Below are 21,716 nucleotides of genomic sequence, written 5' to 3' on the forward strand. Positions count from 1 at the left end.
GACCGATGTCGTACGACGTCGGTCTCGTCGTTCGGAGTCGGAGCTGTCGTCGGGCCGCTGCCGGCGTCCCCGTCCTCGCTACGGAGGCCCGAGCAGCCAGAGCACCGCGACGAGCACCGGCTGCCCGGCCAGCGCCGCGGTGACGAACGTCCACCGCATCCACGGCTTCGCGACGAGCTCCGGCGAGCCGAACAACGGCGCCAGGGGCATGAGCAGCCGCGGGGTCGAGGCCATCGGCAGCGACACCGCGAAGATGTAGAGCGCGTAGGCGGCCGAGTACAGCACGGTCGTCGACCCGAGCCGCTTCGTCGACCGGCGGAGCAGCCAGATCGGGAACCCGACGAGCAGGAACACCACGATCAGGATCCCGCCGACGCCGAGCCAGCGCCCGGCGATGAGGAACCACGGCGACAAGGGCACGAAGTCCACGCGGCCGATGAAGTTCACCCACCACGACATCTCGGTCTCGAGGTAGGCGTTCGGCGTGCCGGTCACGTGCGACGCGATGACCGGCCACGCGAGGCCCGCCGCCACCATCACGGCACCGGCGGCCACGACCTGCAGCTGCTCGCGGAGCGGGAAGGTGTCGAGCACCCGCCCGGTCTCGCGGCGAGCCCGGACCCACCGCACCAGGGCGATGACCCCGAGCACGAGCGGGACGGCCAACGCACCCGGACGGGTGAAAGCAGCGGCGACCCCGAGCACGGTGAGAAGCCCGTACCGGCGACGCTCCAGGGCGAGCAGTGCGCCGAACGTGAGCGCGAGGAACATGCTCTCCGCGTAGCCGACCTGCAACAGGAACGACAGTGGCCCGCACGTGAAGAAGAACACCGCCCACATCGCGGCGGCGTTGCCCGCACGGTCCCGGACCAGGCGGTGCAGCAGGTAGGTCGCCAGCAGACCGGCCAGCACGGAGATGAGCGGGGCGCCGACGGTGAACGGCAGCCCGGTCGATGCGGTGAGCATCCGGATCGTGAACGGGAACGCCGGCAGGAAGGCCCAGGCGTTCTGTGCCACGTTGCCGACGGCGTCGAGCGGCAGCACGTCGGGGTACCCGTGCAGCGAGATCTGCTCGTAGTACTGGCCGTCCCAGGCGGTGAGGAACGCCGTGAAGCCGTGCCCGTTGCCCCAGATGGCGTTGTCCGGCATCGCCCGTCCGATGAGCGGGTACGCGAGTGCCAGCCACAGCGTCGACACGATCCGGCCGCCGGTCCAGACGAGCAGCACGGCTGCCCACGCCGGCAGGGAGGTCACGGTGTCGAGTGCGCGGCGCCGTCCGGTCGCGGCGGTCCCGGTGACCGCGCCGTCGAGCCGGCTCATGCGCGTGCTCGGCGCGAGCCCGTGCGCGCTCGGCGGCGTTCGGGCAGGGAGGACGGCACCCGGCCAGGGTAGTCGCCCTCCACCTGGGTGGTCGGTGCGGCACCCCGGACGGGAGGCCCGCCCCGCGTTCTGCAATGCGGAATGCGCTGGTCGGGTGGTCGGCTTTCGAAGCGGCCTTCCGCCTAGCCTGGAGCCCCACGACCGACGAACCACAGGAGCAACCGTGCCGAACCCCACCGCGCCGAAGACCGCCATCGTGACCGACAACGCACCGAAGCCCGCCGGGCCCTACAGCCAGGGCATCGTCGCCAACGGCTTCATCTACACCGCCGGGTTCGGCCCGCAGGACCCCGCCACGGGTGCGATCGCCGACGACGTGGCCGGTCAGACCGCGCAGGTGCTGGCCAACGTCGCAGCGGTCCTGGCCGAGCACGGTGCCACCCTCGACGACGTCGTGAAGTCCACGGTGCACCTCGAGCACTCCGACCGCGACTTCCCGGCCTTCAACGAGGAGTACGCGAAGCACTTCTCGCAGCCGTACCCGGTCCGCACCACCGTGCAGTCGCACCTGGCGAACATCCTGGTCGAGATCGACGTCGTGGCGGTGCTGCCGAGCGCTTCGTGACGTCGGCGCAGGCTGTGTGAAGCCTCACCGAGGCGCCTCGCCGCGCTGGGTCACCGACCCCCGGTGCCCGCTGCTCCCTGCCCGTGGTCGATCCGACCCGGGTGGCGCCGCAGCCCGGCACCGGGGGTCGCGTGCGTCAGGGCGCCTTCGGCCAGCACGGGGACGCCGGCGACGAGGACGTCGTCGATGCCCTCGGCCAGGCGCATCGGTTCGTCGTAGGACGACCGCGCCGCGACCCGATCGGGATCCACGACCACCAGGTCGGCGACCGCCCCGACGGTGACTGCGCCCCGTCGACCGAGACCGAGTCGCTCGACCGCAGTGGCGGACAGGTGCCGCGAGGCCTCGAGCCACGTCAGGAGCCCCGTGCGGGCGAAGTCCTGCAGGTAGCGTGCGAACGTGCCGTACGCGCGTGGGTGCGGGTGGGTGCCCACGAAGATGCCGTCGGAACCGGCCGTGTGCCCGGGCAGTCGGAAGAGCGGCGCCAGGTCGTCGGCAGTCCGGGGACGGGGCACGCGCATCACGGCGGTGACCTGCAGTGCCGAGTCGACCAGGACGTCGATGGCCAGGTCCACCGGATCCGTCCCGGTCGCCTCGGCGGCGTCGGCGAGGGTGCGGCCCTGCAGCGCGTGGAACTCGGCGGCGGGCACGTGCGACAGCGTGATCTGCTCCGCCCAGCCAGTGCCGAGGTCGGCGCGGGACAGCACGCGGTCGAGCACGGCCGCCCGGACCGCGGCACGACCCTCGTCGTTGGCGATCGCGTGGGCGAGGTCCTCGGTGCCGGGGCGGGCGAGGGCCGCGGGCAGCAGCAGCATCGACAGGATCGTGCAGCCGCGCGAGTACGGGTAGGCGTCGAACGACATCGGGGCGCCCTCGGCCTCGAGTTCGGCCAGTGCCGTCACCGCGAGGTCGACGGGCGCGTGCAGGTGGGAGACGTGTGCGCGGACGCCCGACGCGCGGACGATGTCGGCGATCTCGTCGAGGCCGGCGCGGGCGTTCCCCTCGTAACCACCGCGCATGTGTGACACGTAGAGGCCGTCGACGGCAGCGACCTCGGTGCAGAGCGCAGCGAGTTCTGCAGTGCCGGCGAACAGGCCGGGGACGTAGTCAAGCCCCGTCGCCAGGCCGACCGCACCGTCCGCGAGGCCGTCGCGCACGAGCTCCCGCATCGCGGCCAGCTGCGCGCTGTCCGCCGGCCCGGGGTCGTCGCCCATGACCTCGTGCCGGACCGTGCCGGCGGGCACGAGCGTCGCGACGTTGATCGGGGTCGTTCCGTCGTAAGTCGTCAGCAGGCCGTCGACCCCGCCACCGCGGTACGTCGGGTGCGGGCCGTCGATGGCGGCGAAGTACGTGTCGGCGTACGAACCGTCACCCGGCGCCGGTCCGACGCCGTCCTGTCCGGTCACGATCGTGGTCACACCCTGGCGCAGGAGCGCGAGCTGCACGCCCTCGTCGAACACGAGCGACCCGGCGTGCGAGTGCGCGTCCACGAAGCCCGGCAGCACCAGGCGTCCGTCGCAGTCGATCACGTGCGCGTCGGCAGGGGCGTCCAGGTCGGCACCGACGGCGCGGATGACGGCGTCGGTGACGAGGACGTCGGCGCGCACCGGGGCCCCGTCCGCACCGAGGACCGACCCGCCGCGCAGCAGGACGACGCCGCCGGCGGACTGCTCGCCGGTGGGCTGCTCGGAGCCCGTCAGGTGCTCGGGATCGCCGGTGGTCATCGGTCGAGCGCCGCGACGAGCCGGCCGGCCCGCTCCCGCAGGGCGTCGAGGTCGCCCGAGGTCAGGGCGTCGCCGACGAGCGGGGACCCGAGTCCGACGGCGACCGCGCCGGCGGCCAGGTAGTCCGGGGCGTCGTCGACACCGATGCCCCCGGTCGGGATGACGTCGACGAAGTCGAGCGGTGCCAGGACCTGCTTCAGGAACGCGGGGCCGCCGAGCTGCGCCGCCGGGAACACCTTCACCGCGCGGGCACCGAGCCGCCACGCGTGGACGATCTCGGTCGGGGTCGCGGCACCGGGGTACCAGCCGAGGCCACGCTCGTGCGCGCGCTCGCCGAGTTCGGCGTCGAGGTGGGGACTGACGGCGAACGAGGCGCCGGCGGCGGCGGCCTCGTCGAGCTGGCGGACGTCGAGCACCGTGCCGACGCCGATGGAGGCCGCGGAACCGTACCGCTCGACCGCCCAGGCGATGCCCTCGCGCCAGCGTGGGGTGTTCGTGGTGATCTCGATCGCCGTCACGCCGGACTCGACCAGGGTGGCGATGACGTCCTCGACGTGGTCGCCGGTGCCGCCGCGGAGGATCGCGATCGCCGGTCCGGCCTGGTGGCGGTGCCGTGCGCCGGCGTGCTGCTCGGTGCTCGTGGTGTCGTTCGTCATGGTGCGCTTCCTCGTGTGGTGGTGTTCGGCGGACACGGTGTCGGCGGACGCGGTGTCAGCGGTCGACGTGGTCGTGCACGGTGTGGTCGGTGTCCGACGGGTCCGGGGCGTGGTGCAACGCGGCCGGGTCCGGTCGGCGCCAGTCGCTCTCGACGGTGCAGGCGAGGGCGCCGGCGTCGGCGGCCCGGTCGAGCGCCTCGGCGGCGTCCGCTCCGCCCATGCTCGCCGCGAGCCAGCCCGCGACGAACGCGTCACCGGCACCGACCGGGTCGACGACGCGCACCGGGGTCGCGGGCCGACGGACGAACACGCCGTCGATCGACGCCACGGCGCCGCGGGAGCCGAGCTTCACGACCGCGCGGCCCCGTGCCAGCGCGGCGAGGTCGTGCGCGAGTGACTCCTCGTCGTCGTCCTGTTCGTCGCGGTCGAGCACGAGTCGGGCCTCGTCGTCGCCGGCGAACACCACGGCGGACCGTGCTGCGACGGCTCGGTACCGGTCTCGTGCAGCGTCGGCGCCGATGAGCTTCGGCCGGTGGTTGACGTCGAACGACACCGGCACACCGGCGGCGGCGGCCCGGTCGAGCGCTGCGGTCACGGTGTCGTGTGCGGACTCGGAGAGCGCGAGGGTGATCCCGGTGACGTGCACGAGCGCAGCGGTCTCGACGACGCTGCGGGGCAGGTCCGTCGCGGCCAACGCCGAGCCGGCCGAACCACGGCGGTGGTAGGTCACCCGGGTGCGGCCGTCGAGCAGCCGCTCCTTCATCATGATGCCGGTGGATCGCTCGGCGTCGGGGACCGCGAGGACGTCGACGCCCTCTCCACCGATGTCGGCGGCGACCCGGTCGCCGGCGGGGTCCGTGCCGACGCGACCGATCCACGTTGCCGGCACCCCGGCGCGGACCAGGCCGATCGCGACGTTGCTCTCGGCGCCGCCGGTGTCCACCCGCATGTGCTCGAGGTCCGGCACCGCGCCGACGTCGCGCCCGGTCAGCAGCAGCATCGTCTCGCCGAACGTCAGCACCGAGCCTGTCACCGGGCACCCCGCGCGAGGGCGAGCTGCGCCGACGAGGACCCGAGCGCGACGGAGATCTCGTGGGCGGTCCGGACGACGCCGTCGCCGAGTTCGCGGACCGCTGCCGCGGGGAACCGCGAGGCCAGCCCGGAGATGCTCATCGCGCCGACCACCTGGTTCGCGTGGTCGAACACCGGGGCGGCGACGCACCGGATGTCCGGCTCGTTCTCGCGGTCGTCGATGCCGTACCCCCGTCCGTGCGTGCGGTCGACCTCGTGCCGCCAGCGGTCGTCGTCGGTGATGGTGTGCTCCGTCATGACCTGGGCCGGTTCGGCGAGCACCCGGTCGAGCAGCTCCGGTTCACCGAACGCGACGATCGCCTTGCCGGACGCCGTGTTCCGCATCGGCAGGCGGTTCCCGATCCGGGAGCCCATGCGGACGGTGCCGCGGGTCTCGACCTTGTCGACGTAGACGATGTCGGTGCCGTCCGGCACGACGAGGTGGCACGTCAGCCCGGTCTGCTCCGCCGTCCGACGCAGGAACGGGGCAGCGGCGGAGCGCAGGTCGATCCCCTCGAGGTAGCTCTGCCCGAGCAGCAGGGCGCCGAGGCCGAGCGTGAACCCGGCGTCCGGGGTGCGGCGCAGCAGGTCGTTCTCGAGCATCGGGGCCGTCAGGCGGAGCACCGTCGACTTCGAGGTGCCGAGCTCGGCGGCCAGCACGGACAGGCTGACGGACACCGCGCCGCTGCGGGTCCGGTCGGCGATGCAGTCGAGCAGGCGGAGCCCGCGACGCAGGGACAGTGCGGCGTTCCGGGCAGGACCGTCGCCGTCCGTCGGCACCGGGGCCGCGGTGGTCGCGCGCATCAGAACCACGTCGCGATCGTCCGGAGCACGGTGTCGTCGTCGGCCAGGACGTGCACCTGCCGCCACTTGTCGAACACCGTGCAGGGGTGCGAGATGCCGAACACGACGACGTCGCCGGGCGTCAGCTCGGGGGCACCGTCCGCCAGCGCGAGGTAGCAGTGCTGGTCGTCGAGGCGGGTGACGGTGACCGCCCCGGGCGGCGGGACGACCTGTGTGGCGCCCGCCGGGCCTCCTGGCAGGGTCGGCCGTACCGACCGCACCGACCGCACCACCGGCAGCCCTTCGTCGAAGGAGATGTCGCGCTTGCCCACGGCGACGAACGCGAGCCCGGGCTCCGGGCAGGACGTCACGCGTCCCCAGACCTCGATCGCGGCGACGAGCGAGCCCTCGGCCGGGTGCCGGCCGAACGGCGTGCGCTCGGCGTAGAAGCCGTCGTCGTGGGTCAGGTACGCACCCGACCGCAGCAGCACGTCGAGGTCGTCGGTGCGGTCTGCCACGGCGTCCACGACGGCGTCGAACCAGGCGCTGCCGCCCATGCTGAGGAGCTCGCGACCGTCGACGAGCCCGCGGACGTCCTCGGCGACGTCGAGCACGCCGGCGACGTACTCGCGTGCAGCGTCGACGCCGGGCAGCCCGCCCTCGTACCCGGAGACACCGCGGAGCACGAGTCCGGCGTCGTGGGCGAGCAGCGCGAGGGCACGCGCGTCGTCGGGGGAGCGGACCCCGGTGCGTCCGCCCGGGAACCCGAGTTCGACCAGGACGTGCAGCTCGCCGGCGACGGTGCCCTGCGCGGCGACGGCGGCGGCGACGCCTGCGGCGGAGTCGACGTAGCAGAGGACGTCGGCGTCCGGGTCGACCGTGCGCCGGGACGCGAGCCACGCGAGGCCGGCGGGGTCGAGGACCTCGTTCGCGACCAGGATCCGGTGCACCCCGTGCTCCCACGCGACCATCGCCTGCTGGACCGACGCGACCGTGACTCCCCATGCCCCGGCGTCGATCTGCCGTGCGGCGAGGTCCGGTGCCATGTGCGTCTTCATGTGCGGCGCGAACAGCAGCCCGTGGCGGTCGACGTAGGCCTGCATGACGGCGGTGTTGTTCGCCAGGGCGGACTCGCGCAGCGTCATCACGGGCAGGTGGGCGTGGTCGAGGACGTGGTGCGGAGTGCCCGCTGCCGGGTCCCAGGCGCCCTTCGTGGTCACGGTCCGGGTCGTCGTGTCGGCGTCGGTCATCGGTGAGCCTCCTGTCGTCGCGCAGCCTCCACGCTCCCGCTCGGCGGACCCGCAGGGCAACGCGCTGGTGCGCATCATTCTGCAATGCACAACACGATCGCGGAACCTCCTGACACGATCCCCCCGCGACCCGGCACCGGGCATAGCCTTTGACGCGACATGGCGACGACGATGACGACACCCAGACGGCGGACGGGCAGCACGGCGGTCGCCGTGCTCGTGGCGGGGACCTTCTTCATGGAGCTCCTCGACGGCACGATCCTGGCGACGGCGGCGCCTGCGATGGGGCGCGACCTCGGCGTCGACTCGGCCGCCGTGGGCGTCGCGATCACCGCGTACCTGGTCACCCTGGCGGTCTTCATCCCCGTGTCCGGCTGGCTCACCGACCGGATCGGGTCCCGCACCGTCTTCGCGGGCGCGATCGCGCTCTTCACGATCGCATCGGCACTCTGCGCGATGTCGACCGGCCTCGTCGACCTGACGCTCTGGCGCATCCTGCAGGGGCTCGGCGGTGCGCTCATGGTGCCCGTCGGCCGGCTCGTGGTGCTCCGGAGCGCCGGCCGCGAGCAGCTCGTCACGGCCATCGCGATCCTCACCTGGCCCGCCCTCGCCGCGCCGATCATCGCCCCGTTCATCGGCGGCGTGCTCGTCGACACCCTGACGTGGCACTGGATCTTCCTGATCAACATCCCGCTCGGCGTCATCGCGTTCGTCGCCGCGCTCGTGCTCGTCCCGCAGGAGCGCGCCGCGCAGCGTGTCCCGTTCGACTGGTTCGGGTCGCTGCTCGCGTGCTTCGGCCTCGGGTCGCTCGTCGTGATGGCGTCGTTGCTCGCGCTCGACGTCATCCCGGTCCTGGCCGTCGTGGTGTCCGGTGTCGTCGGCGCCGTCTGCTGCTGGTTCGCGATCCGGCACTTCCGCCGGGCACCGCACCCGATCATGGGACTCGAGGCGTTCCGGCTCGAGACGTTCCGGGTGTCGCACGCCGGCGGCAGCCTGTTCCGCCTCGCGGTCTCCGCGGTGCCGTTCGTGCTCCCGCTGCTGTTCCAGGACGCCTGGGGCTGGAGCGCCGTGCTCGCCGGGTCCGCCGTGCTGTGGGTCTTCGTCGGCAACCTCGGCATCAAGCCGATGACGACGCCGTTCCTGCGCTGGTTCGGCTACCGCCCGGTGATCATCGTGTCGAGTGCGATCGCGGCGCTGACCGTGGTCGCGATGGCGTTCATGACCGAGGACACCCCGTTCTGGCTGCTCGCGGTCCTGCTCGTCGTCAGCGGTGCCGCCCGCTCCGTCGGCTTCACGGCGTACAACACCATCGCCTTCGCCGACGTCGAGCAGGCCGACATGACCCCGGCGAACACGCTCTCGTCGACGCTGCAGCAGACCGCCGCCGGGTTCGGCGTCGCCGTCGCCGCGGTCGTGATCCGCGCGGCCGGCGGGCTCGGTGGCGACGGCCCGTACTCCGTCGCGTTCTGGGTCATCGCGGCGCTGCTCGCCGTCGCGTGCGTCGAGGGCATCCTGATGAGCCGCACAGCGGGGGACACCGTCCGCCCCGCCCGCCGGGTCCGCGCCTGACCCGGGCGGTTCCACGCAGCCCTGCGCGCGGCCCGCGACTGTCCGTTTCCGTCACGGTCACACGCGCGAAACCCGACAGGCGTTACAGTCTCAGCATCCGTTTGCGAACGCCGAGTACGGTTGCCGCGGCAGGGTGACCCGGACCACCCGGACAGGAAGGCAGCATGGCCGCGCCAGAACAGCAGAGCACGATCGCCACCGACGCAGGCGTGCCGCCCACTGCCCTCCGGGTCGTCAGCTACAACCTCCGGGAACACACTGCGAACGGTGAACTCGCCGCCCTGGCCGAGGCCTCCGACGCCGACGTCCTCTGCGTGCAGGAGTGCGACAGCAACGACCTCGCCCCGTCGATCGGTGGGCTCTCGCTCGCCGCGTCGACCCGCACGAACCGCCTCGGACTCGCCATCTACAAGCGCGACGACCGCTTCGAGGTGCAGGACTTCAGCATCCACTCGCTGCAGAAGTCCCTGCACGACCGGGTCCTCGCACCCGCGCACGAACGGCTCATCGCGATGCACCTGCGCGACACCGAGGCTGATGCCGAGGTCGTCGTCGCCTCGTTCCACGCCTCGCCGCTGACCGCGACGAACTCCCTGCGACGCAAGCAGATCGAGGCGGCGCACCAGTTCCTCCGCGAGCTCGCGAAGGACGTCCCCGCGGTCATGGTCGGTGACTTCAACTACCCCTGGTTCCAGACGAACCTGCGTCGGAAGATCGAGCAGGGCGGGTTCGCACTGTCGCTGTCCGACCAGCCGACGTACCTGCGGTACCGCAAGTTCACGGGCCACTTCGACTTCGCGACGAGCGTCGGGCTGCACATCGCCGGCGTCGAGACCCTGCCAGCGGGCATCTCCGACCACCGTCCGATCCTGGTGCGCGCGCACTACGAGCACCCCGGAGCGACCGGCACGATCGAGACCGTGGAGTCCCCGGCCGCCTGACCCGCGGGCATGTCGTCGACTGGTCAGCAAGTGTCGGCCGGCGGTCCGGCAGACGACACGTCGTGACCACTCGGCGGGCGACGGCGGGAAGTCGTGACTGCTCGGCGGGCGACGCTGGGCGCGCCGGTGGAGCCGGCAACGCACTGGAGGCCTGGTGCCGGTCTCGTGTACCGGCGCCGGGCCTCCAGTCGGTTGCGGCCACAGCACGTGGCGAGGCGGCGAAACGCGCCGCGCCCGCCGTCGCGTGGTCACGAACTGTCGGCCAGCGTTCCGCCGAGCGACACGTCGTGACCACTCGGCGGACGTGAGCGGGGAGTCGCGACCCGTCAGCGACGCAGGGTCGCGCGCGCCAGCCGGTTGCCGACGAACTGGCCGAGCTGCACGATGACGACGATCGCCGCCACCGACACGTACACGATCCACCAGTCGTACCGCTGCGATCCGTAGGTGATCGCGTACTCACCGAGTCCACCGCCACCGATCAACGCACCCTGCGCCGTCATGTCGACGATGCCGATGTAGATGAACGTGTAGCCGAGGATGAGCGGCCCGAGGCCCTCGGGGATCAGGACGGTCAGCAGGATCGAGATCGGGTGAGCGCCCGACGCGCGAGCCGCCTCGACGACGCCGGGGTCGACCGCGAGCAGGTTCTGCTCGACGATGCGCGACACCGCGAAGGCCGCTGCCAACGAGATCGCGAAGGTCACCGCGGGCACGCCGATCGTGGTCTGCACCACGACGCGCGACAGCGGGGCGATCGCGGCGAGGAAGATCACGAACGGGATCGGCCGGACCAGGTTCACGACGACGTTGATGATCGTGTACGCGGTGCGGTTGCCGAGCAGGTTGCCCGGCCGGGTCGCGTAGAGCAGCAGCCCGAGGGCGAGCCCGATGACGCCGGCGATGACGAGTGACACGAGCGACATCACGATGGTGTCGCGCATGGCGGCGAGGAAGACGTCGAACGTGTCGATCAGGCTCTGGAACGAGTTGTTCACGCTGCTGCCTCCTCGTCGGTCGTGACGCCGTCGGCGCGCAGGGCGGCGACGGCGCGATCGATGGCGTCCGGTGCACCAGCACCAGCACCAGCACCAGCACCGGCGTCGGCGACCCCGCCGGCCGTCAGCTCGTACGTGAGCGAACCGATCCGGCGCTCGCGGATCTCGCCGACCCCGCCGTAGACGAGCTCGGCGGTGACCCCTGCGGACCGGAACACCGCGTCGATCCGGTTCTGCAGCCCGGCCTCGTCGGTGATCTGCACGGTCACCAGACGACCGGGGTGGCGTTCGCGCAGGCGAGCGAGCGTGTCGACCGAGGGGCGGTCGTGCAGCGCGGTGCGGACGAACCGCTGCGCAGCGCCCGTCTTCGGCGCGGAGAACACGTCGTAGACGTCCCCGACCTCGACGACGCGTCCCTGCTCCATCACGGCGACGCGGTCGGCGATCTGCCGGACGGCGTCCATCTCGTGCGTGATGACGATGATCGTCACGCCGAGTTCCTTGTTCACCCGGCGGAGCAGCCCGAGCACCTCGGACGTGGTCTCCGGGTCGAGGGCGCTGGTGGCCTCGTCGGCGAGCAGCAGGTCGGGCGACGCCGCGAGGGCCCGCGCGATGCCGACGCGCTGCTTCTGACCGCCGGACAGCTGCTCCGGGTAGGCGTGGGCGCGCTCGAGCAGCCCGACGAAGTCGAGCAGCTCGGCCACGCGACGGTCCCGCTCCTCCTTCGGCACACCAGCGACCTTGAGCGGGTACGCGACGTTGCCGGCGATGGTGCGGGACCGGAACAGGTTGAACTGCTGGAAGATCATCCCGATGTTGCGACGCGCCAGACGGCGATCCCGCTCGGGGATCGCCGTCAGTTCCTTGCCCGCCACGGTGACGGTCCCGGAGCTGGGGAGCTCGAGGGCGTTCACCAGACGGACCAGGGTGGACTTGCCGGCACCGGAGTACCCGATGACGCCGAGGACCTCTCCCTGGTGCACGTCCAGGGAGACGTCCTCGACGGCCACCACGGTCTCGCCGGTGTCGGCGCGGCGGTAGTGCTTCGAGACGCCGCGGAGTTCGACGAGGACCGGCACTACTCCGCTGCCGCCTTCGCGTCGGACTCGACCGTGGTGAGCTCCTTCTGCAGCGAGGCGGCGCTCTCGTCGCTCGGGACGGCGTCCGGGTAGTCCTTCGCGAAGACCTTCTGCACGGCGTCGTCCTGGAACAGCTTCGCCAGGTCGAGGTACGTCTTGTTGGTCTTGTCGGCGTCGCGGACGGCGAAGACGTTCACGTACGGGGCAGCCGAGGCGCTCTTCGGGTCGTCCTGGAAGATCGCGTCCTTGGTGTCGAGCCCGGCCGAGGTGGCGTAGTTCACGTTGACGATCGCGCCCTCGACGGAACCCTGCTGCAGGGCGTTCGCGGTCTGCGAGGCGTCGAGCGTCTGCACGTCGACCTTGTGCGAGGTGATGTCGGCCGTGGTCGAGAAGGCGTTGCCGCCGTCCTTGAGCTCGAGCAGGTCGGCGGCCTGCAGGACCAGGAGCGCACGGGCCTCGTTGATGGCGTCGTTCGGGATCGCGACCTTCGCGCCGTCCTCGAAGTCCGCGACGTCGGAGACCTTCGTCGAGTACAGCGGCAGCGGGTAGACGGCCGTCGCGCCGATCGGCTGCAGGTCGTCGTCCGAGGTGACGTTGTAGTTCGCCAGGTACTGGATGTGCTGGAACTGGTTGATGTCGATCTGCTTGTCCTTGAGCGCAGGGTTCGGCAGCGAGTAGTCCGAGAAGTTCTGGAGCTTCACGGTGACGTTGAGCTGCTCCTTGGCGGCCTTCACGTACGTGTTCCAGTAGGGCAGCGACTTGTCCGAGACACCGATGGTGACGGTCTTCGGCGCAGCGTCACCGGCGGCAGCGCCACCGCTGTCGCCACCGGAGCGCACGACTCCGACGATGACGGCGACGACGATCGCCACGACGACGATGACGGCGGCGATGATCCAGCCGATCGGGCGCTTGCCCTTCGGCTTCTCGGGCAGTGCGGGGGCTGCGGACATGCTGGTGCTCCTCGTGGGCCGTGCTGTGCGGGGGAGCCGCGGTGGTCCGCGGCGTGGAGTCGAGTGTGACGGGAGCGGGTCCCCGGTGCGAGTTCCGTTCCGCCGTGTTACATCGCCGTCACGGGGTGCATTGGTTCACTCGGTACGTGCGCAGCATCGAACTCGTCCTCGACGGCCCCTCGGACGCGGCGGTACGGGCACTCTGGCAGACCCTCGTCGCCGCGGAGCTGCCGAGCCTCGGCCACTCGGGGACGAACGACCCGCACGTCACCCTCGTGGCCGGCGAGACCCTGCCCGTCCCGACAGACCTCGACGTCGCGGTGCCCGAGGCCCTGCGCGTCGCCGGTGTCCTGCTCTTCCCCGCCGGCCCCGGTCGGCACGTGCTCGGCCTCGGCGTGGTCGTCGACGAGCCACTGGCCCGCTTCCACCGCGCGGTCGACGCCGCCGCTCCGGGCTCGGTCGACTCGTCGCTGCCCGGTCGGTGGGCGCCGCACGTCACCCTCGCTCGGCGGATCCGCGACGTCGACCTGCCGGCGGCGCTCCGGGTCCTCGCTGCGGACGGGCCCCTGCCCGAGGTGCTCACCGTGGGCGGTCTCCGGCACTGGGACGGGGGTGCGAAGGTGGTCACCCGCCTGCGCTGACGCACGCTGCGGACCGGCACCGGGCCTCCCGGACGCGAGGTCGGCAGGGTCGGCAAGGTCGGCAGGGTCGGCAAGGGCCCGCGGAACCAGGTTCCGGACACGGAACTGCGCGATCGCGGGGTGCTGTGTCCGGAACCTGGTTCCGGGGCGCGGGGTGCGCGCGTGCGCGGGTGCGGGTGCGGGGCGCGGGGGCGTCGGACTGGAGGCGCGGGTCAGGCCCGCAGCACCCGCTCGCCGAACGCGGATGCGAACGTCCGGTCCGGGTCGGCTCGTGCGATCAGCTCACGGACGTCCGCCACCCGCGGGTACAGCTCCGCGATCGCGTCGCCGTCGAGCGAGCTCATCTTGCCCCAGTGCGGTCGCCCGTCGAACGGAGCGAGCCGCGCCTCGAGGTCGGGCAGCAGCGCAGCGACCGCCTCCGGGTGCTTCTGCCAGGTGAACGCGATGCAGAGCACGTCCTCGCCCTGGGTCGGGCTCAGCCAGAGGTCATCGGCCGCCATCGTCCGGAGCTCGCACACGTGCAGGTGCGGCTGGATGCGGTCGGCCAGCCCGCGCAGGGCGTCGAGCGCCGCCGCCGCGTGCCGGAGCGGGACGAAGTGCTCGCTCTGCACCTCGGACCCGTGGCTCGGCACGGACTCGATGGGGAAGTGCGGCAGCCGGTCCCACCAGGGGCCCACCGACCCGTCGCGGGCCGTGTGGTGGCCGTCGCCGGGGGAGCCGGGCAGCCGGGGAGCGCCGAACAGGTCGTCCGGCACGGCGGTGTCGTCGGCGCCGTCGGGGACCCGGGACTTCACGAGCGCCTCGCTGATCTCGTCGCCGAACACCGTGTAGGCGCACACCGAGTACCCGGCCGCGTGGACCGCGGCGACGTGGTCGGTGAACGTGCTCCACGGGAACGGCCCGTACGAGTCCTGCCGCATCCGGTACGTGGGTTCGAGGTCGAGCGTGACCCGGGCCACGATGCCGAACAGCCCGAGGTGCAGGGCGGTGCCGGGGAACGCCGGGTCGGTGCGGTCGACGGTCCGGAGCGAACCGTCCGGGCCGAGCAGTTCGAGGGACCGGACCGCGGTGGTCAACGAGCCGAGGGTGGTGCCGGAGCCGTGGGTGCCGGTGGCGACCGCGCCGCCGACGGAGATGTGCGGGAGCGACCCCATGTTGTGCAGCGCGAACCCGGCGCGGTCGAGGTCGGGCGCGACGACGCCGTACCGGGTGCCGGCTCCGAGGGTCGCCGTCCGCCGCTCGGGGTCGACGACCAGGTCGGTGGGGACCGCGGTCAGGTCGAGCAGGACCCCCGGGGCGTCGGCGGAGTCGTTGAACGAGTGCCGGGTGCCGAGCCCGTGCACCCGCGGGGAGCGTGCGACGACCTCGGCTGCCTCGTCGATCGAGCCCGGTCGGAGCACCTGCTCGGCCGTGTAGGTGACCGTGCCGGACCAGTTCAGTTCGCTCGCCGTCGACCGCATGCCGCCCACGATGCCACGTGGACCCGTGGGCGGCACCGCGGTCAGTGCGCGGGCGGGGGCGTCGGCGCGCCCTCGGGCACCGCCGGACGGGTGACGAAGACCGATGCCAGGATGCCGAACAGCGAGATCACCGCGCCGACCATGAACGCGGTCTTCACGCCCGAGGCGGTCGCTGCGGCCACGGCGTCCGCACCCGCGCCGGTCGCTGCCGTGGCGGCGCCGATCGTGAGCAGGGTGACGAACAGGGCGGTGCCGGCGGCTCCGGCGAGTTGCTGCGCCGTGCCGAGGACCGCGCTGCCGTGCGAGTAGAGCTTCGGGGGCAGGCCACCGAGCGCCGCCGTGAACAGCGGGGTGAAGGTGAGCGCCAGGCCGATGCTCAGCACGACGTGCGCCCCGAGGACGAACCACACGCTGGTGTCCACGCCGACCGTGGAGAGCGCCCAGAGCACCGCGCTGACGATGATCGAGCCGGGGATGAGCAGCACGCGCGGTCCGCGACGGTCGTAGATGCGTCCGACGATGGGGGAGAGGAGCCCCATGAGCAGCCCGCCGGGGAGCAGCAGCAGTCCGACGTTCAGGACCTCGAGCCCGAGGACGCGCTCCAGGTAGATCGGCAGCAGGATGAGCGTGCCGAACATCGCCATGAAGCTCAACGCCATCGCGACGATCGGGACGGTGAAGCCGCGGGTCTGGAAGGTGCGCAGGTCGAGCAGGGCGCTGTCGGTGCGCTGCAGTCGGGTCTGACGGAGGATGAAGACCGTCAGGGCGACGGCACCGACGACGAGCGCGGTGACCGGGACGAACAGCCCGGTGGTGCCGGCCTCGCCGATGCTGGACAGGCCGTAGACGATCCCACCGAACGCGAACGCGGACAGGATCACCGAGACGACGTCGAGCGGTGCCCGGCGGGGCGTCGAGACGTTGCGGACCTTCACCATGCCGAGGATGAGCGCGGCGATCGCGATCGGCAGGACGAAGCCGAACAGCCAGCGCCACGAGAACGCGTTGAGGATGAGCCCGGAGATCGTCGGGCCGATGGCCGGCGCGACCGAGATGACGATCGAGATGTTGCCCATGATGCGGCCGCGGTGGGCCGGGTCGACGAGGGTGAGCACCGTCGTCATCAGGAGCGGCATCATGATCGCGGTGCCGCTGGCCTGGACGATGCGGCCGACGAGCAGCAGCGTGAACCCGGGTGCGAGCAGGGCGATCAGGGTGCCGGCCGAGAACAGGCCCATCGCCCAGACGAAGACGGGGCGGGTGTTGAACCGCTGCAGCAGGAACCCGGTGATCGGGATGACGACCGCCATGGTGAGCAGGAAGCCCGTGGTCAGCCACTGCCCGGTCGCCGCACTGATGTCGAGGTCGTCCATGAGCCGCGGCAGCGCCACGCCCATGATCGTCTCGTTGAGGATGACGACGAACGCGGAGACGAGCAGCAGCCCGATCACGAGACGGGTCTCGGCAGCGGTCGGTTGCGAGACGCTTGCCGTGCGGGGGGCGGAATCGACGGCCTGGGTCATGCGGGAGCTCCTGGTGGATCACGACTGGTGGAACGAGGTGGCGCAGAACGCGCAGACAGGGCAACCGCCTGAGTGGATTCGATTATTCCGCTCCGCACCGACATCCGCACGTGAACGGTCGGTGCGACCGGGTCAGTGCAGGATCGCGAACCCGTCGGCGTCGCCGTGCGGCACGACCGGCCGGAACTCGACGTCCGTCACGGTGGCCGACGGCGGCCCGCTCCGCAGGCACTCCATCAACGTCTCGACCGCGACCGACGGCCCCTCGGCCTCGACCTCGACGGTGCCGTCCCAGAGGTTCCTGGCGTACCCGACGAGGTCGAGCCCGTCGGCCTTCCGTGCCGTCCAGTACCGGAACCCGACCCCCTGGACGGTCCCCGACACCACGGCATGCATCCTCGTCACCGTCGTCATGATCCTCACCGTATCCACGCGGGGCCTCCCGGAGTTTTCGGCCTCGTGACGATCTGTTTCCGGTTCGTGACGACCCGGAGGCCCTCACGGGCGCAACACACCGCGAAGCGGTGATAGTGTCATCGCAACCCGAACACTTCGAGTCAGAATGACATTAAGGCCCACCATGGACGAAGCAGGCACCCGCGTCGCGGTCTCGACCGTGATCGTCGCGCTGCGCCCGCACCCCGACACCGGGGCGCCGGCGCTGTGGATGCCGCTGGTGCGCCGGGTCGCCGAACCGTTCGAGGGGTCGTGGGCGCTGCCCGGCGGCTGGGTCGGCGTCGACGAGGGACTCGAGGACTCCGCCGCGGCCCGACTGCGCGAGACGACGAACGTGCAGCCCCGCTACCTCGAACAGCTCTACGCGTTCGGCGACGTCGGCCGCTCACCGAGCCGGGTGGTGTCGATCGTGTACTGGGCGCTCGTGCACCCGGACGAGGCGAACGTCGTGCCGGACGACTGGAACGTCCGCTGGTTCCTCGCCGACGAGCACCCGCCGCTCGCCTTCGACCACGACCGGATCGTGGAGTACGCGCTCTGGCGGCTCCGCACCAAGATGTCGTACTCCCGCATCGCCCAGGCCTTCCTGGGGGACCGGTTCACCCTCGCCGAGCTGCGCGGGGTGTACGAGGCGGTGCTCGGGCGCGCGCTCGACCCCGCGAACTTCCGTCGGCAGGTCGAGAAGACCGACGCGATCCTGCCGACCGACGAGACCACGAGCGGGGGTCGGCACCGTCCGGCCCGGCTGTACCGCTCGAACCCCGACCTGGCCTACGCGGACAACGGCCCGCTGCAGCAGGGCACACGACCGCAGAACCGATAGGAACCACCGTGTCCATCGCGACGACCATCGACCTCATCTCGAACGGCAAGGCCGGCGGCAGCACCTGCACGCCCGACCTCGCCATGCCCACGTGGGACTTCGACTCCCGGCCCGGGTACGGCCCGGGCTCGTCGATGACCGACGTCATCCCGACGAGCGCACCGCGGCAGGGCGTGCTGCCGGACGAGTACAAGACCGCGCCGACCGACGAGCTGCACGAGCGCATCGAGCGGGCGAAGGCGACGCTCGGCGACCGGGTCGTCGTCCTCGGGCACTTCTACCAGCGCGACGAGGTCGTCCGGCACGCGGACTTCCTCGGCGACTCGTTCCAGCTCGCCAACGCGGCGCTGACGAAGCCCGACGCCGAGGCCATCGTGTTCTGCGGCGTCCACTTCATGGCCGAGACCGCCGACATCCTGGCCCGCGACGACCAGCGCGTCATCCTGCCGAACCTCGCGGCCGGCTGCTCGATGGCGGACATGGCCGACATCGACAGCGTCGAGGCCGCCTGGGCCGAGCTGACCGCCGTCTACGGCACCGAGCCCGACGCCGACGGCCGGGTGCCCGTCATCCCCGTCACCTACATGAACTCCGCTGCCGACCTCAAGGCGTTCTGCGGGCGCAACGGCGGCATCGTCTGCACCAGCTCGAACGCCGCGACGGTGCTCGAGTGGGCGTTCGAGCGCGGGCAGCGCGTGCTGTTCTTCCCCGACCAGCACCTCGGTCGCAACACCGCCAAGGCCATGGGGATCAGCACCGACCTGATGCCGATGTGGAACCCCCGGAAGCCCCTCGGTGGCAACGAGCAGAGCGACCTCGAAGCGGCGAAGGTCATCCTCTGGCACGGCTTCTGCTCGGTGCACCGCCGCTTCACCGTGGACCAGATCGACCAGGCCCGACGCGAGCACCCCGGTGTCCAGGTCATCGTCCACCCGGAGTGCCCGATGGCCGTCGTCGACGCCGCCGACCACGCCGGCAGCACCGACCTGATCCGGAAGACCGTCGCCGCGGCCACCGAACCGACCACGTTCGCGATCGGCACCGAGATCAACATGGTGAACCGGCTCGCCGCTGAGTACCCGCAGCACACGATCTTCTGCCTCGACCCGGTCGTCTGCCCGTGCTCGACGATGTACCGGATCCACCCGGGCTACCTCGCCTGGGTGCTCGAGGCCCTGGTGCGCGGCGAGGTGCTCAACGAGATCGTCGTGCCCGCCGAGGTCCAGACCGACGCCAAGGTCGCGCTCGAGCGCATGCTCGCGGCCAAGCCCCGCGGCTGAGCCCGAACCCGAGCCCGAGCCCGAACCCGAACCCGAACGACCGAGGGAGACCACCGTGCACGTCGTCATCGTCGGCTCCGGCATCGCCGGACTGACCGCAGCGATCCGTGCCAGCGCCGTCCACGACGTCACGCTGGTGACGAAGGGCGCGCTCGCCGACAGTGCCACCGCGTACGCCCAGGGCGGGGTGGCGGTGGCGCTCGGTGCCGACGACTCGCCGGCACTGCACCAGGCCGACACCCACGTCGCGGCGGCCGGCAGCGCGGACGCGCGCGCCGTCGAGGTCGTCTGCACCGACGGGCCGGCCCGGGTCCGCGACCTGCTCGCCCTCGGTGTGCCGTTCGACCGCTCGACCGACCCGTCGGCCCTCGACCGGTACGGCGACGACCTGGCCCGCGGGCGCGAAGCCGCGCACGGACGCTGGCGCGTGGTGCACGCCGCCGGCGACGCGACCGGCGCGGCGATCGAGCGCACGCTCATCGACGCGCTGCACCGTCAGCACGTCACGATCCTCGAGCGCACCTGCCTCACCGACCTCGTCGTCCGCGACGGCACCGTCGTCGGCATCGACGTCCTCGACCTGCTCGGCGAACCCCGACGGATCGACGCCGACGCCGTCGTGCTCGCCTCCGGGGGAGCGGGACACCTGTACCGCGAGACCACCAACCCGCTCGTGGCGACGGGGGACGGCGTGGCCGCCGCGTGGCGTGCCGGAGCGGTGGTCGCCGACCTTGAGTTCGTCCAGTTCCACCCGACCCGCCTCGCCGTGCCGGACGGCGGGCTCGTCTCCGAGGCCGTCCGTGGCGAGGGAGCCGTCCTCCGCGACGCGCGCGGACGCCGCTTCATGACGGCGGTGCACCCGGACGCCGAGCTCGCTCCGCGCGACGTCGTCGCCCGCGGCATCGCCGCCGCCGTCCGCGACCAGGGCGGCGCACCCGTGCTCCTCGACGCCACCGGACTCGGCGCGGACTTCCTGACCGGACGGTTCCCCGGACTCACCCGGGCCACCCGTGCGGCCGGTTTCGACTGGACCCGACAGGGTGTGCCGGTGTCCCCGGCGGCCCACTACTCGATGGGCGGCATCGCCACCGACGCCGAGGGGCGCACCAGCCTCCCGGGGTTGCTGGCCATCGGCGAGGCTGCCTGCACCGGGGTCCACGGCGCGAACCGACTGGCCTCGAACTCCCTGCTCGAGGGACTCGTCTTCGCGGTCCGCGCAGCGGACGCGGTCGCCGGACCCCGGCCCGGCCTGCTCCGCCTGCGGGGGAACGCAGACCTGCGCGTCACCAGCGTTCCCCGAGCGGCGGACGTGATCCGCGCCTCCCGTCAGACCCTGCCTGGAGGCGCGACCCACCTCCACGACGTCGGTGCCGTCCGGCAGGCGGTCCAGGCCGTCATGACCGACCGCGTCGGGCTGCTGCGCGACGCCGACGGACTGGCGAGCGCCCGGCGGGACCTCGACGCGCTCACCGCGCCCGCCACCGGCGGCGTGCGCGAGCACGAAGACCGCGCACTGCTCGACCTGGCACGGCTGGTGGCGCTCGCCGCCGAGACCCGCACGGAGTCCCGCGGCGCCCACGCCCGCACCGACCACCCCGACACCGATCCAGCAGCCCCGGCCTCGTACGCCTGGGTCGCCGAGACGGTCACTCGACACATCGCCGTTCCGCAGGAGGTTCCCGCATGACCATCGACCCCGGCACCATCCCGCCGCACGCCCTGCGCCGCGTCATCGAGACCGCGCTGGAAGAGGACGCGCCCTGGGGCGACGTCACCAGCGAGACGCTCATCCCGGCCGACGCGACCGCGACGGCGACGCTCGCGGCCCGTGAACCCGGAGCACTGAGCGGCGGGACCGTCTTCGTGGCGGTCATGCACGCGGTCGACCCGTCGATCCGGGCGACCCTGCACGCCGACGAGGGGTCCGCGTTCACCGCCGGCGACACGCTCGCCACCGTGACGGGGTCGGCGCGTTCGGTGCTCCGCGCCGAGCGGGTCGCGCTGAACCTGGTGCAGCGCATGTCGGGCATCGCCACCGCCACCGCGGCCCACGTCGCGGCCGCTGCGGGCACCTCGGCGCGGATCGTCGACACCCGGAAGACCACGCCAGGGCTCCGTGCGCTCGAGCGGTACGCCGTGCGCTGCGGCGGCGGGCACAACCACCGCACGTCGCTGTCCGACGCCGTGCTGGCCAAGGACAACCACCTGGCCGTGCTGCTCGCCGGCGGCATCGGCATCGGTGACGCGATCACCGCAGCACGGCAGCGACTCGGGCACACCGTGCACGTCGAGGTCGAGGTGGACCGCATCGACCAGATCGAGCCCGTCGTCGCGGCGGGCGTCGACACGATCATGCTCGACAACTTCACGCCGGCCGAGCTCGAGACGGGTGTCGGCATCGTCGCGGGTCGCGCACTCGTCGAGGCGTCGGGCGGAGTGTCCCTCGACACCGTCGCGGCCATCGCCGCGACCGGGGTCGACGTCATCTCGGTGGGGGCGCTCACGCACTCGGCCCGGGCGCTCGACCTCGGGCTCGACATCGCGGTGGCGGCCGGGGACTGACC

At 72.2% G+C, this 21,716-nt stretch carries 20 protein-coding genes; 8 read left to right on the forward strand and 12 right to left on the reverse strand.

What is annotated here, in order from left to right; translation table 11 throughout:
• Positions 1-78 precede the first annotated feature (78 nt).
• Positions 79-1,320: a hypothetical protein gene (locus EDF33_RS10520; protein ID WP_132100022.1), complete on the reverse strand. Its 1,242-nt coding sequence runs from the start codon at positions 1,318-1,320 to the stop codon at positions 79-81.
• Positions 1,321-1,543: 223 nt separating this feature from the next.
• On the opposite strand from EDF33_RS10520, the gene EDF33_RS20530 reads away from it, so the two are divergent.
• A complete protein-coding gene (locus EDF33_RS20530) occupies positions 1,544-1,945 on the forward strand; it encodes a Rid family hydrolase (protein WP_235035960.1) in 402 nt (133 codons plus the stop codon).
• A gap of 50 nt (positions 1,946-1,995) precedes the next feature.
• On the opposite strand, the gene EDF33_RS10530 is transcribed toward EDF33_RS20530, so the two are convergent.
• From EDF33_RS10530 to EDF33_RS10550, 5 genes are read right to left on the reverse strand one after another with little or no spacing between them, the layout of a single operon-like run.
• Positions 1,996-3,669 (reverse strand): amidohydrolase family protein, encoded by a 1,674-nt coding sequence (locus tag EDF33_RS10530; RefSeq protein WP_132100023.1) that lies wholly within the window; start codon positions 3,667-3,669, stop codon positions 1,996-1,998.
• Positions 3,666-4,325: a bifunctional 4-hydroxy-2-oxoglutarate aldolase/2-dehydro-3-deoxy-phosphogluconate aldolase gene (locus EDF33_RS10535; RefSeq protein ID WP_123292032.1), complete on the reverse strand. Its 660-nt coding sequence runs from the start codon at positions 4,323-4,325 to the stop codon at positions 3,666-3,668. The genes EDF33_RS10530 and EDF33_RS10535 overlap by 4 nt, the downstream gene beginning before the upstream one ends.
• Before the next feature lie 55 nt (positions 4,326-4,380).
• Positions 4,381-5,358, reverse strand: coding sequence for a sugar kinase (locus EDF33_RS10540; RefSeq protein ID WP_132100024.1), 978 nt, complete (start codon positions 5,356-5,358; stop codon positions 4,381-4,383).
• The gene (locus EDF33_RS10545) at positions 5,355-6,200 is read right to left on the reverse strand and encodes an IclR family transcriptional regulator (RefSeq protein ID WP_123338793.1); all 846 of its coding nucleotides are present in this window, start codon (positions 6,198-6,200) and stop codon (positions 5,355-5,357) included. Before EDF33_RS10545 ends, EDF33_RS10540 begins: the two co-directional genes overlap by 4 nt.
• Positions 6,200-7,429, reverse strand: coding sequence for an alanine racemase (locus EDF33_RS10550; protein ID WP_165918793.1), 1,230 nt, complete (start codon positions 7,427-7,429; stop codon positions 6,200-6,202). Before EDF33_RS10550 ends, EDF33_RS10545 begins: the two co-directional genes overlap by 1 nt.
• 171 nt (positions 7,430-7,600) lie before the next feature.
• Here EDF33_RS10550 and EDF33_RS10555 point away from each other — a divergent pair, with 171 nt between their 5' ends.
• Together EDF33_RS10555 and EDF33_RS10560 are read left to right on the forward strand one after the other, a co-directional pair.
• Entirely contained in the window at positions 7,601-8,998 is a 1,398-nt protein-coding gene (locus tag EDF33_RS10555; RefSeq protein WP_123938771.1) for an MFS transporter, read from the forward strand.
• Positions 8,999-9,162: 164 nt separating this feature from the next.
• Positions 9,163-9,939: an endonuclease/exonuclease/phosphatase family protein gene (locus tag EDF33_RS10560; protein WP_111084345.1), complete on the forward strand. Its 777-nt coding sequence runs from the start codon at positions 9,163-9,165 to the stop codon at positions 9,937-9,939.
• Positions 9,940-10,265: 326 nt separating this feature from the next.
• Here EDF33_RS10560 and EDF33_RS10565 read toward each other — a convergent pair whose 3' ends face one another.
• The 3 genes from EDF33_RS10565 to EDF33_RS10575 are packed head-to-tail and all read right to left on the reverse strand — an operon-like array spanning position 10,266 to position 12,969.
• Positions 10,266-10,883, reverse strand: coding sequence for an ABC transporter permease subunit (locus tag EDF33_RS10565; protein ID WP_111084480.1), 618 nt, complete (start codon positions 10,881-10,883; stop codon positions 10,266-10,268).
• A gap of 50 nt (positions 10,884-10,933) precedes the next feature.
• Positions 10,934-12,016, reverse strand: coding sequence for a methionine ABC transporter ATP-binding protein (locus EDF33_RS10570; protein WP_123938573.1), 1,083 nt, complete (start codon positions 12,014-12,016; stop codon positions 10,934-10,936).
• A complete protein-coding gene (locus tag EDF33_RS10575) occupies positions 12,016-12,969 on the reverse strand; it encodes a MetQ/NlpA family ABC transporter substrate-binding protein (RefSeq protein WP_123672400.1) in 954 nt (317 codons plus the stop codon). Before EDF33_RS10575 ends, EDF33_RS10570 begins: the two co-directional genes overlap by 1 nt.
• A 146-nt stretch (positions 12,970-13,115) precedes the next feature.
• Here EDF33_RS10575 and EDF33_RS10580 point away from each other — a divergent pair, with 146 nt between their 5' ends.
• Positions 13,116-13,610 (forward strand): 2'-5' RNA ligase family protein, encoded by a 495-nt coding sequence (locus EDF33_RS10580; RefSeq protein WP_132100026.1) that lies wholly within the window; start codon positions 13,116-13,118, stop codon positions 13,608-13,610.
• A 212-nt stretch (positions 13,611-13,822) separates the two neighbouring features.
• Here EDF33_RS10580 and EDF33_RS10585 read toward each other — a convergent pair whose 3' ends face one another.
• From EDF33_RS10585 to EDF33_RS10595, 3 genes are all read right to left on the reverse strand, one after another.
• Entirely contained in the window at positions 13,823-15,070 is a 1,248-nt protein-coding gene (locus EDF33_RS10585) for an FAD-binding protein (RefSeq protein WP_132100027.1), read from the reverse strand.
• A gap of 41 nt (positions 15,071-15,111) precedes the next feature.
• Positions 15,112-16,593 (reverse strand): MDR family MFS transporter, encoded by a 1,482-nt coding sequence (locus EDF33_RS10590; protein ID WP_132100028.1) that lies wholly within the window; start codon positions 16,591-16,593, stop codon positions 15,112-15,114.
• A gap of 132 nt (positions 16,594-16,725) precedes the next feature.
• Positions 16,726-17,007 carry an acylphosphatase gene (locus EDF33_RS10595; protein ID WP_228504877.1) on the reverse strand — a complete coding sequence of 94 codons (282 nt, stop codon included), beginning with the start codon at positions 17,005-17,007 and terminating at the stop codon, positions 16,726-16,728.
• Positions 17,008-17,173: 166 nt separating this feature from the next.
• Here EDF33_RS10595 and EDF33_RS10600 point away from each other — a divergent pair, with 166 nt between their 5' ends.
• The 4 genes from EDF33_RS10600 to nadC are packed head-to-tail and all read left to right on the forward strand — an operon-like array spanning position 17,174 to position 21,714.
• Positions 17,174-17,872, forward strand: coding sequence for an NUDIX domain-containing protein (locus EDF33_RS10600; protein ID WP_123292041.1), 699 nt, complete (start codon positions 17,174-17,176; stop codon positions 17,870-17,872).
• 8 nt (positions 17,873-17,880) lie between these two features.
• Positions 17,881-19,152 carry a quinolinate synthase NadA gene (gene nadA, locus EDF33_RS10605; protein ID WP_132100029.1) on the forward strand — a complete coding sequence of 424 codons (1,272 nt, stop codon included), beginning with the start codon at positions 17,881-17,883 and terminating at the stop codon, positions 19,150-19,152.
• Positions 19,153-19,207: 55 nt separating this feature from the next.
• On the forward strand, positions 19,208-20,839 hold the full coding sequence (gene nadB, locus EDF33_RS10610; RefSeq protein WP_132100030.1) for an L-aspartate oxidase: 1,632 nt from the start codon (positions 19,208-19,210) through the stop codon (positions 20,837-20,839).
• Positions 20,836-21,714: a carboxylating nicotinate-nucleotide diphosphorylase gene (nadC, locus tag EDF33_RS10615; RefSeq protein WP_131921778.1), complete on the forward strand. Its 879-nt coding sequence runs from the start codon at positions 20,836-20,838 to the stop codon at positions 21,712-21,714. The genes nadB and nadC overlap by 4 nt, the downstream gene beginning before the upstream one ends.
• The last annotated feature ends 2 nt before the right edge of the window (positions 21,715-21,716 follow it).

It is taken from the genome of Curtobacterium sp. PhB146, from assembly GCF_004342995.1.
GTDB lineage: Bacteria > Actinomycetota > Actinomycetes > Actinomycetales > Microbacteriaceae > Curtobacterium.

What these genes read in the sequence shown, in the direction of transcription:
- EDF33_RS10520 (WP_132100022.1), bottom strand. Translation starts at nt 1,320, where the DNA reads ATGAGCCGGCTCGACGGCGCGGTCACCGGGACCGCCGCGACCGGACGG.
- EDF33_RS10530 (WP_132100023.1), bottom strand. Translation starts at nt 3,669, where the DNA reads ATGACCACCGGCGATCCCGAGCACCTGACGGGCTCCGAGCAGCCCACC.
- EDF33_RS10535 (WP_123292032.1), bottom strand. Translation starts at nt 4,325, where the DNA reads ATGACGAACGACACCACGAGCACCGAGCAGCACGCCGGCGCACGGCAC.
- EDF33_RS10545 (WP_123338793.1), bottom strand. Translation starts at nt 6,200, where the DNA reads ATGCGCGCGACCACCGCGGCCCCGGTGCCGACGGACGGCGACGGTCCT.
- EDF33_RS10550 (WP_165918793.1), bottom strand. Translation starts at nt 7,429, where the DNA reads ATGACCGACGCCGACACGACGACCCGGACCGTGACCACGAAGGGCGCC.
- EDF33_RS10555 (WP_123938771.1), top strand. Translation starts at nt 7,601, where the DNA reads ATGACGACACCCAGACGGCGGACGGGCAGCACGGCGGTCGCCGTGCTC.
- EDF33_RS10560 (WP_111084345.1), top strand. Translation starts at nt 9,163, where the DNA reads ATGGCCGCGCCAGAACAGCAGAGCACGATCGCCACCGACGCAGGCGTG.
- EDF33_RS10565 (WP_111084480.1), bottom strand. Translation starts at nt 10,883, where the DNA reads ATGCGCGACACCATCGTGATGTCGCTCGTGTCACTCGTCATCGCCGGC.
- EDF33_RS10575 (WP_123672400.1), bottom strand. Translation starts at nt 12,969, where the DNA reads ATGTCCGCAGCCCCCGCACTGCCCGAGAAGCCGAAGGGCAAGCGCCCG.
- EDF33_RS10585 (WP_132100027.1), bottom strand. Translation starts at nt 15,070, where the DNA reads ATGCGGTCGACGGCGAGCGAACTGAACTGGTCCGGCACGGTCACCTAC.
- EDF33_RS10590 (WP_132100028.1), bottom strand. Translation starts at nt 16,593, where the DNA reads ATGACCCAGGCCGTCGATTCCGCCCCCCGCACGGCAAGCGTCTCGCAA.
- EDF33_RS10595 (WP_228504877.1), bottom strand. Translation starts at nt 17,007, where the DNA reads ATGACGACGGTGACGAGGATGCATGCCGTGGTGTCGGGGACCGTCCAG.
- EDF33_RS10600 (WP_123292041.1), top strand. Translation starts at nt 17,174, where the DNA reads ATGGACGAAGCAGGCACCCGCGTCGCGGTCTCGACCGTGATCGTCGCG.
- nadC (WP_131921778.1), top strand. Translation starts at nt 20,836, where the DNA reads ATGACCATCGACCCCGGCACCATCCCGCCGCACGCCCTGCGCCGCGTC.